At 51.2% G+C, this 8,119-nt stretch carries 7 protein-coding genes; 4 read left to right on the top strand and 3 right to left on the bottom strand.

The window, feature by feature from the left end; genetic code table 11:
• Positions 1-297 precede the first annotated feature (297 nt).
• The 3 genes from IQ256_RS03035 (at position 298) to IQ256_RS03045 (ending at position 4,239) form a co-directional block, all read left to right on the top strand.
• Complete coding sequence (locus IQ256_RS03035; protein ID WP_193854075.1) at positions 298-1,416, top strand: TIGR03032 family protein; 1,119 nt, start codon at positions 298-300, stop codon at positions 1,414-1,416.
• 85 nt (positions 1,417-1,501) lie between these two features.
• Positions 1,502-3,520, top strand: coding sequence for an FG-GAP repeat protein (locus IQ256_RS03040; protein ID WP_193854076.1), 2,019 nt, complete (start codon positions 1,502-1,504; stop codon positions 3,518-3,520).
• Between the two features lie 98 nt (positions 3,521-3,618).
• Positions 3,619-4,239 (top strand): late competence development ComFB family protein, encoded by a 621-nt coding sequence (locus IQ256_RS03045; protein ID WP_193854077.1) that lies wholly within the window; start codon positions 3,619-3,621, stop codon positions 4,237-4,239.
• 7 nt (positions 4,240-4,246) lie between these two features.
• Here the strand turns inward: IQ256_RS03045 and IQ256_RS03050 are convergent, their stop codons facing one another.
• Positions 4,247-5,509, bottom strand: a complete 1,263-nt coding sequence (locus IQ256_RS03050; RefSeq protein ID WP_193854078.1) for a tetratricopeptide repeat protein — start codon at positions 5,507-5,509, stop codon at positions 4,247-4,249.
• 84 nt (positions 5,510-5,593) lie between these two features.
• On the opposite strand from IQ256_RS03050, the gene IQ256_RS03055 reads away from it, so the two are divergent.
• Entirely contained in the window at positions 5,594-6,148 is a 555-nt protein-coding gene (locus tag IQ256_RS03055; protein WP_193854079.1) for a Uma2 family endonuclease, read from the top strand.
• 18 nt (positions 6,149-6,166) lie between these two features.
• Here the strand turns inward: IQ256_RS03055 and argH are convergent, their stop codons facing one another.
• Entirely contained in the window at positions 6,167-7,579 is a 1,413-nt protein-coding gene (gene argH / locus IQ256_RS03060) for an argininosuccinate lyase (protein WP_193854080.1), read from the bottom strand.
• 167 nt (positions 7,580-7,746) lie between these two features.
• Positions 7,747-7,950: a hypothetical protein gene (locus IQ256_RS03065; RefSeq protein WP_193854081.1), complete on the bottom strand. Its 204-nt coding sequence runs from the start codon at positions 7,948-7,950 to the stop codon at positions 7,747-7,749.
• Between the last annotated feature and the right edge of the window lie 169 nt (positions 7,951-8,119).

Raw genomic sequence — 8,119 nt, forward strand, 5'->3', positions numbered from 1 at the left:
GCAAAGGTTATGTTAAAAGCCTCAGGGACTACATCAAAAGAGCTAATAGCCTCGATTCTCGCTTAAGGCTATAGCCTTTGAGTTAGCCGCCAGATGACTATTTTTTCGTACTTTTTATATTAAAATGCCGTTTCCCAATTCGCTGCATATTGCGTGTTCTCCCAGCTTTTAGCGAATCACTTATTAAACGATCGACTTCTAGTCAAAACGACGAAGCGGCTCTTTGCTATTGAGCTGCCGCTCCGTCGATAACAGCCTACATAAACCACATAATCATATTTAGAGAGGCCGATTCCTATGTCTGCTCCTGCTTCTGGGCGATCGCCCCAGGGTGCTCCTCCGCCTAAGCTTGAGCTTACGGGCTCACGGCAGTTTACAGCTTGGCTAGCCGAGCAGTCCCTCAGCCTTGGATTCACCACCTATCAAGCCGGTAAGTTCTTCTTGATCGGTTTGCAAAAAGACGGGCGATTGTCTGTGTTCGAGCGGACCTTCGAGCGCTGCATGGGGCTGTGTGCCACGGGCAATAGCCTTTTTTTGAGTTCGCTCTATCAGCTATGGCGCTTTGAAAATATTTTGGAGCCTGGACAGCTATCTGGAGACTTTGATGCGCTATACGTTCCGCAGATGAGCTACATCACCGGGGACTTGGATATCCACGATGTGGCCATGACCACCACAGACTACACGCTGAGTACCAAATTGCTAGGAGAGCGAGTTTGCAAGCCAGGTATCGTCTTTGTCAATACTCTGTTTGGCTGCTTGGCCACCCCTAGTGAGACCCATAGCTTTCGCCCGATTTGGCATCCGCCGTTCCTATCCAAGCTAGCGGCGGAAGACCGCTGTCATCTCAACGGTTTGGCGCTCAAAGACGGACAGCCCGCCTATGTGACGGCGGTTAGTCAAAGTGATGTGGCTGACGGTTGGCGCGATAGGCGATCGCACAGTGGCTGCGTGATTGATGTAGGCAGCAACGAGATTATCGCCACTGGCCTATCAATGCCCCACTCACCTCGGTGGTATCGAGACAAGCTATGGCTGTTGAACTCGGGTACAGGCGAGTTTGGTCAGATTGACTTAGCGACGGGGCGGTTTGAGCCAGTGGCTTTTTGTCCAGGCTATTTGCGGGGGCTGGCGTTTGCAGGTGACTTTGCCATCGTTGGCCTATCACAGTCGCGCGGCAACAAGACCTTTTCAGAGCTGCCGCTAGAAGATCGGCTACAGGCAAAGCAGGCAACACCGCGCTGCGGATTAAGTGTGATTGATTTGCGTAGTGGCGATGTGGTGCATAGCTTGCGTATAGAAGGCGTGGTGGAAGAACTCTATGACGTAGTGGTGCTACCGCAGGTAAGGCGACCCCAGGCGATCGGAACTCGTAGCGATGAGATTCGACGGGTGCTAAGCGTAGCGGCAGAATAAGCCGTCAAAACAGTGATGGAAGATAGAGAAAAACGGCTTGCGTCAACAGGCCGCTGTAGTTGTAAACAAATAGGATGATAGCAAAATGGCTTTTCCGGCACAGCTTGACTTGGCCGATCTTGATGGCAGCAATGGCTTCGTAATCAATGGCGTTGATGCAGGTGACCGTTCTGGTCGTTCGGTAAGCGATGCGGGAGACGTCAACGGCGATGGCTTTGATGATCTGATCATCCTCGCGAGCGGTGCCACGCAGGCAGGCCAGAGCTACGTAGTGTTCGGCAGCGATGCAGGCTTTGATACTGCCCTTGAGCTCTCTAACTTAGATGGCAGCAATGGCTTTGTGCTCAATGGCATTGAGGAAAGTGACTTCTCCTTTAATTCGGTAAGCAGTGCGGGTGATGTCAACGGCGATGGCTTCGACGACGTAATTATTGGGGCACCCAGTTCTGATGAATATTCTGGCCAAAGCTACGTGGTGTTTGGTAGCGATAAGGGCTTTGACGCTACCTTCGAGCTCTCTAGCTTAGACGGCAGCAATGGCTTTGTGCTCAATGGCCTTTCTTTTGATGATGCCTCCGGTTATTCGGTAAGCAGTGCAGGAGATATCAACGGCGATGGCTTCGATGACGTAATTATTGGTCAATATGAATCCAACGGTTATTCAAGCATAGTGTTTGGGAGTGATGCAGGGTTTGGTGCTACCCTCGATCTCTCAAGCTTGGATGGTAGTAACGGCTTTACGTTCGTAGGTGGTGACTTTGACTTCTCTGGCTATTCAGTCAGCGGTGCGGGCGATATCAACGGTGACGGCTTTGATGACGTGATTATCGGCGCAGTTAGTTCTAGCCCCTATACCGGCTACGCAGGCGCAAGCTACGTAATATTTGGCACTGATGCAGGCTTCGATGCTCAGCTCGATCCCTCTAGTTTGGATGGCGGCGACGGCTTTGCAATCACTGGCAGCGGTGGTGGCGACTACTCCGGTGGTTCGGTCAGCGGAGCTGGTGATGTGAACGGCGATGGCTTCGATGATCTAATTATCGGTGCAGACAGAGCTGACCCTAATGGTAGAAGTTCAGGTGAAAGCTATGTCGTATTTGGTACTGATGCCGGCTTTCCCGCTACCTTTGAACTTTCTAGTCTAGATGGCAGCAATGGCTTCGTAATTAATGGCGACGATAGCGATGACTACTCTGGCAGTTCAGTGAGTGGTGCGGGGGATGTGAACGGTGATGGTTTCGATGACCTGATTGTTGGCGCACCTGGAGGCCGCTCTAATAGCAACGGCCCAGGCGAGAGCTATGTGGTGTTTGGTACTGATGCGGGTTTTGATGCTGCTATTGAACTCTCTAGCCTAGACGGTAGCAATGGTTTCGTTCTCAATGGCATTGACGAATATGACTTTTCTGGTGGTTCGGTCAGCAGAGCAGGTGATGTCAATGGTGATGGCTTCGATGACCTGATTATTGGTGCGCCTAATGCCGACCCTAACGGTGAGGGCTCAGGCGAGAGCTATGTGGTGTTTGGCTCCGACACCTCTACAGGCACTCCTATCGCTACCAATGGCGACGATACGCTCATTGGCGGCAGAGGCAGACAAACCTTCTTTGGCTTAGCTGGCAACGACTTCCTTGATGGTGGCAACGGTAGAGACTTCCTCTTCGGTGGTGACGATAGCGACATTCTCATCGGCGGTATCGGCAATGATTTACTCTTCGGTGAGCAGGGCTTTGATACGCTCGATGGCGGCAATGGTAGAGACCTACTTGACGGCGGCAACGGCAAAGACTTTCTCGATGGCGGGAAGGGTAACGACATCCTCATCGGCGGCGTCGGCAAGGATACGCTGACTGGTGGTAAAGGCAATGACATCCTGACGGGTGGTAGTGGTAGAGACACCTTTGTCCTAGCGCTGGGTGACGGCAGTGACATCATTACTGACTTCAGTGGTCAAGACCTGATTGGCCTAGCAGGCGGACTAGGCATTGGCGAACTTTCCTTTGCTGGCAGCGACATTCTCGCCACTGATACCAACGAAGTACTAGCCACCCTCACAGGGGTAGACACTTCTAGCCTGGATAACAGTCAATTCGTACTGCTTTAGGCTGATCTGTGCAAACTTGTATGACCGTCCAAGCTCAAAGGGAAACTTGAGGTAAAAGTTCTTAGCTTCCCTTTGCTATCACACAAGCTCTTGTATCTATGAATGCTTCCTCTTCGCCAACTGACAGAGCCTATACCAACGTCATGGAAAGATTGGTAGCAGAAGAGGTCGCCAGACAAAAATCCAAGCTGCCAGAAAAACTGCGCGACTACATCAAGACAGTTGAGGTCGAGACCTACGCGCTTAATCGTCTGCCAGCACTATATGCCTCTAGCGAAAAAGGCTGGCAGATGCAGTACGAGAAGGCAGGACAGGCATATACAGACGCTGTCTACAAAGCCGTACGTCAGGGCATCGCTGCTGTGCAAATCGATCCGCTCAGGGCTTCTCAGCCGTTGTCTGTTAGGCAAACTGACGAATCGGAGGCCGTTTTGACGACCTTTCGCAATCTGCTCAACCAGCCTAAGCTTGGGTGGGACGATATTCTATACAAGTGTAAACGCCTGTTGCTTCCCCACAACCACCCCGATCGCCCGCCGCTAAAAGACGAGTCGGAGCACAAAGCTCACTGGCAGCCAGGCACCTACGGCAGCACTGAATCCTGGGTGAAAAGACAGACAATCAGCCGGGCTCGGGCCGTTGACTCTAAAGCCACTAATTCTAAAGCCACTGACTCCCAGACTACTGACAGATGGAATGACGATCGCTACAAGCAGTAGATTTATTCTAGGGCTGTTCCTGCTTCGAGCCTGACGCGATCGCATCATCAAGTCCCAAACTCTTTACCCGCTGTTGAAGTCGCTTGGCTTCGGCAGGATTCGTCTTTTGAGTGAGGCTAATCGCTTGGTCAAAGGCTGCTTTGCACTGAGGCAGCTTGCCAAGTTTCAAAAAGACAACGGCTAGATTTTGATAGGCGGCTGCGTAGTTTGGATCGAGCGCGATCGCATATTCATAAGCCCGCATTGCCGGTTCTAGATATCCTTTTGCCTTATGCACTACGCCTATATTAAAAAACGTCGCCGGGTGCTTGGGGTCAATTCGGCCAGCCGCTTCATACTGCGCGATCGCCCCATCGAAATCACCTTTTAGCTTCAGCAAAGCCCCCAGGTTCAGATACGCAGGTAGCTTTAGCAATCCGGCAATAGGAACTGCGATCGCTTTCTTATAATCGGTTTCGGCGGCGGCAAAGTCTTCTAAATGACGATGTACGATCCCCAGATGATAGTGCGCCTCGTACTCAGTCAGCGGCGTTAGCTTTCCAGCCTCTGAATCAGTCTCCAAAGCCTGCTGAAGCAGCGCCGTTGCTCTCTCCCATTCCTGACTTTGCACATACAAAGCCCCGAGCTTGTTAGCAATCAGCGCATCATCTGGGTTAGCTGCCAGATACTTTGTCATGATCCGCTCAGCACGTTTGAACTTGTCTCGGGCTTCGATGGGCGTGACGCTGTAGTTCGTATGCTCAATCATTGCGCCGCCAAACTGAGCCACCTGCCAGTGCGACTCAGCCGCCATCAGCGTTTCGATACTTTCATCAACACTCTCGTAGATAGGCCGCGTATATCTAATCGCTGCTAGATTGCGAAACAGCCGAGATACCTGAGTGTAGGGAGCCTGGTTTGCCGCAATTTCTCGGCGTAGAGCCTTCACCATTAGCAGTTCCGTAGAACCTATCTGCCCTACTGATTTATCTGCTTTGATAGTGGCAATTAGTCGCTGGCCTGCGGCTGACAGGGTCTCGTCTGCATCTAGTACGAGTATCCAATCTTGGGTCGCCTGATCTAGCGAAGCGTTGCGGGCGATCGCAAAATCGTCCCCCCACATCAAGAAATTCACCTTTGCGCCGGCAGCGGCAGCGATCATCGGCGTATCGTCACCAGAGCCCGTATCTAGAACAATCACTTCATCGGCTAGGCCCTTGACACTCGCTAATGCCTGGGACAAATTTCTGGCCTCATCTTTCACAATCATGCAGAGGCTAAGCGTGGCCATAGGTCAAGAGATTCCAAAAGTATCTTCTAGAATGTCGCTGTTACAATTGCAGGTACTTACAGCTCCTCACTGGAGGATCGAGCAATGACGGTTGTAACGGCAAAGTGGACTCTGGCAGAATACCATCGGATGATTGCCGCTGGCGTACTAGACGATCGCCAAGTCGAGCTGATTAAAGGAGAAATTGTCGAGATGCCACCGGAAGGAGAACCGCATGCTTACTTTGTCTCTGAGTCAGGTGAATATCTAGTTCGACTTCTAGGAGAGCGTGCTAAGGTTCGCTACGGCAATCCAATCACGTTGCCCAATCAATCCGAACCAGAACCGGACATCGCGATCGTTCAACGTCTTGGAAAGGAATATCTGCAGCACCACCCGTATCCAGAGAATATCTTTTGGTTGATTGAATATTCAGATACTAGTTTAAGTAAAGATCTTAATTTGAAGAGCCAAGCCTATGCAGAGGTCGATATTGCCGAGTACTGGGTCGTTGATCTTAAAGCGCGATCGCTGCTCGTGTTCAGAAAGCCTATATCGGGTCGATATTCGTCACGCTCTTCATACACAACAGGACAGATAACGCCGTTGGCTTTTCCCGATGTGTCTATTTCAGTTGACGCCATTATCAACCGAAGCTAAAGCCGTATGTCTAGCTAGCTAAGGTTTCAACAGAAGAGACTGAGCCCGTTCTAAGGCCGCTCTAACCTGTTTGAAGCCAGTGCCACCAGCGCTGTTTCGAGCTGAAACGACTTGAGCTGGCGCGATCGCATCGTAAATATCCGCCTCAAACTTCGGATGCAGCGCCTGCCATTCTTCTAGGCTCAGATCCTTCAGCAGCTTCCCTGCCGCCAAAGAAGTCTTCACCACTTTGCCGACTAAGCCATAAGCCTCGCGGAAAGGCACTCCCTTGGCCGCTAAATAATCCGCCACATCTGTCGCGTTGGAAAAGTCTTCTGCCACCGCTTGATTTAGCCTGTTAGTCCGAAAAGTGATGCCTTCTTCTAGCAAAATAGTCATCGCCTGCAAACAGCCCGAGACGGTGGCGACTGTATCAAAAATGGCCTCTTTATCTTCTTGTAAATCCTTGTTATAGGCCAAAGGCAATCCTTTCATCATCACCAGCAGCCCCTGCAAATGGCCAAAGGTTCGTCCGGTTTTTCCGCGCACTAGCTCGGGCACGTCGGGGTTCTTCTTCTGGGGCATGATGCTCGATCCGGTTGAGCAGGTATCGCCTAGGGTCACAAACCGAAATTCCTCAGAGGCCCAAAGGATAATTTCTTCTGACAGGCGAGAAAGGTGAACCATGATAATGCTGGCGGCGCTGGCAAATTCGATGGCAAAGTCTCTGTCGCTCACCCCGTCCAAGCTGTTGTGATAAATCTCCTCAAAGCCCAGTAGCTTAGCAGAGTAGGCCCGATCAATTGGAAACGTCGTTCCGGCCAGAGCCCCACAGCCCAAAGGCGAAATATTTACCCGCTTGAGCACATCACCTAGCCGCTCCCAGTCGCGCTGAGCCATCTCAAAATATGCCAGTAAATGATGCGCTAGGCTCAACGGCTGAGCCCTTTGCAGATGGGTATAGCCTGGAATCAACGTCTCTACGTGCTGACTAGCTAAATTAAAAATTGTCTGCTGAAATGCTCGAATCTGCTCTCGAATCTGTTCAATCTGACCACGCAGATACAGCCGCAGATCTGTGCCCACCTGGTCGTTTCTAGATCTGGCAGTGTGGAGCTTTTTGCCGCCATCACCCACTAGCTCGATCAGGCGATGCTCTACCGCAAAATGCACATCTTCTTCATCAATGCCAGGATTGAATTCACCTCTACGGTATTCGCCGCGAATGGTTTCCAAGCCAGACACAATCTGTTCGCGCTCGGCCTCTGAAAGGATGCCGACTTTGGCGAGCATTTTGGCATGGGCAACCGACCCATCTAGGTCACATTCTAGGAGCTGGATGTCGAAGCCAATACTGGCATTAAACTGTGCGATCGCCGGATGCAGTGCCGATTCAAATCTTTGACTCCAGGTCTGCTGCGGCTCTGGCTGTTCTACCGATTGGCTACCCACTGTCTATAGTGCTCCTACTGTGAAAAGACAGATCTGAAAGGACGGATCGATTGAACAGGCATCTGAGAAGACCCCTACTCAACAACGATCAATCAGTCGATCCACAATACAGTAACAGCTAACCCTTCATCGGACATCTAGTGAGCGTTTTCACGACGAAGCCGAAACTAGCCATAGGACGAAAAAGACTTAAAGCCGTAGCCAATAACTAGCCCAATCAGCAGTGCCCATAGCTGGCCCGACTCATAGAACCCCTTCAGCATCACACCGGCATCACCCAGAAAATCCTGGTCAAAATACTGAGCCACAATCGGCGTGGTTTTGGTAGCTGGCACCTCGAACTGAGCCAAATAAAATGAGGAAGATTCCATGATTTGACAGCGGTTTCGCTGGAACGTGCAGTAGCGTTCCTAACGTACCCACCCCCTGCGCTATCTATTAACTTATCTAAATATCTGACTGTCTAACCCGGACATCAATCCAGTGCAGGATCGAGCCTCAAGGTGAAGGGGAAGCTCAATGGGGGGATGGGGGATAGAG

Origin of the sequence: cf. Phormidesmis sp. LEGE 11477 (assembly GCF_015207105.1) — a bacterium.
Lineage (GTDB): Bacteria > Cyanobacteriota > Cyanobacteriia > Phormidesmidales > Phormidesmidaceae > Phormidesmis.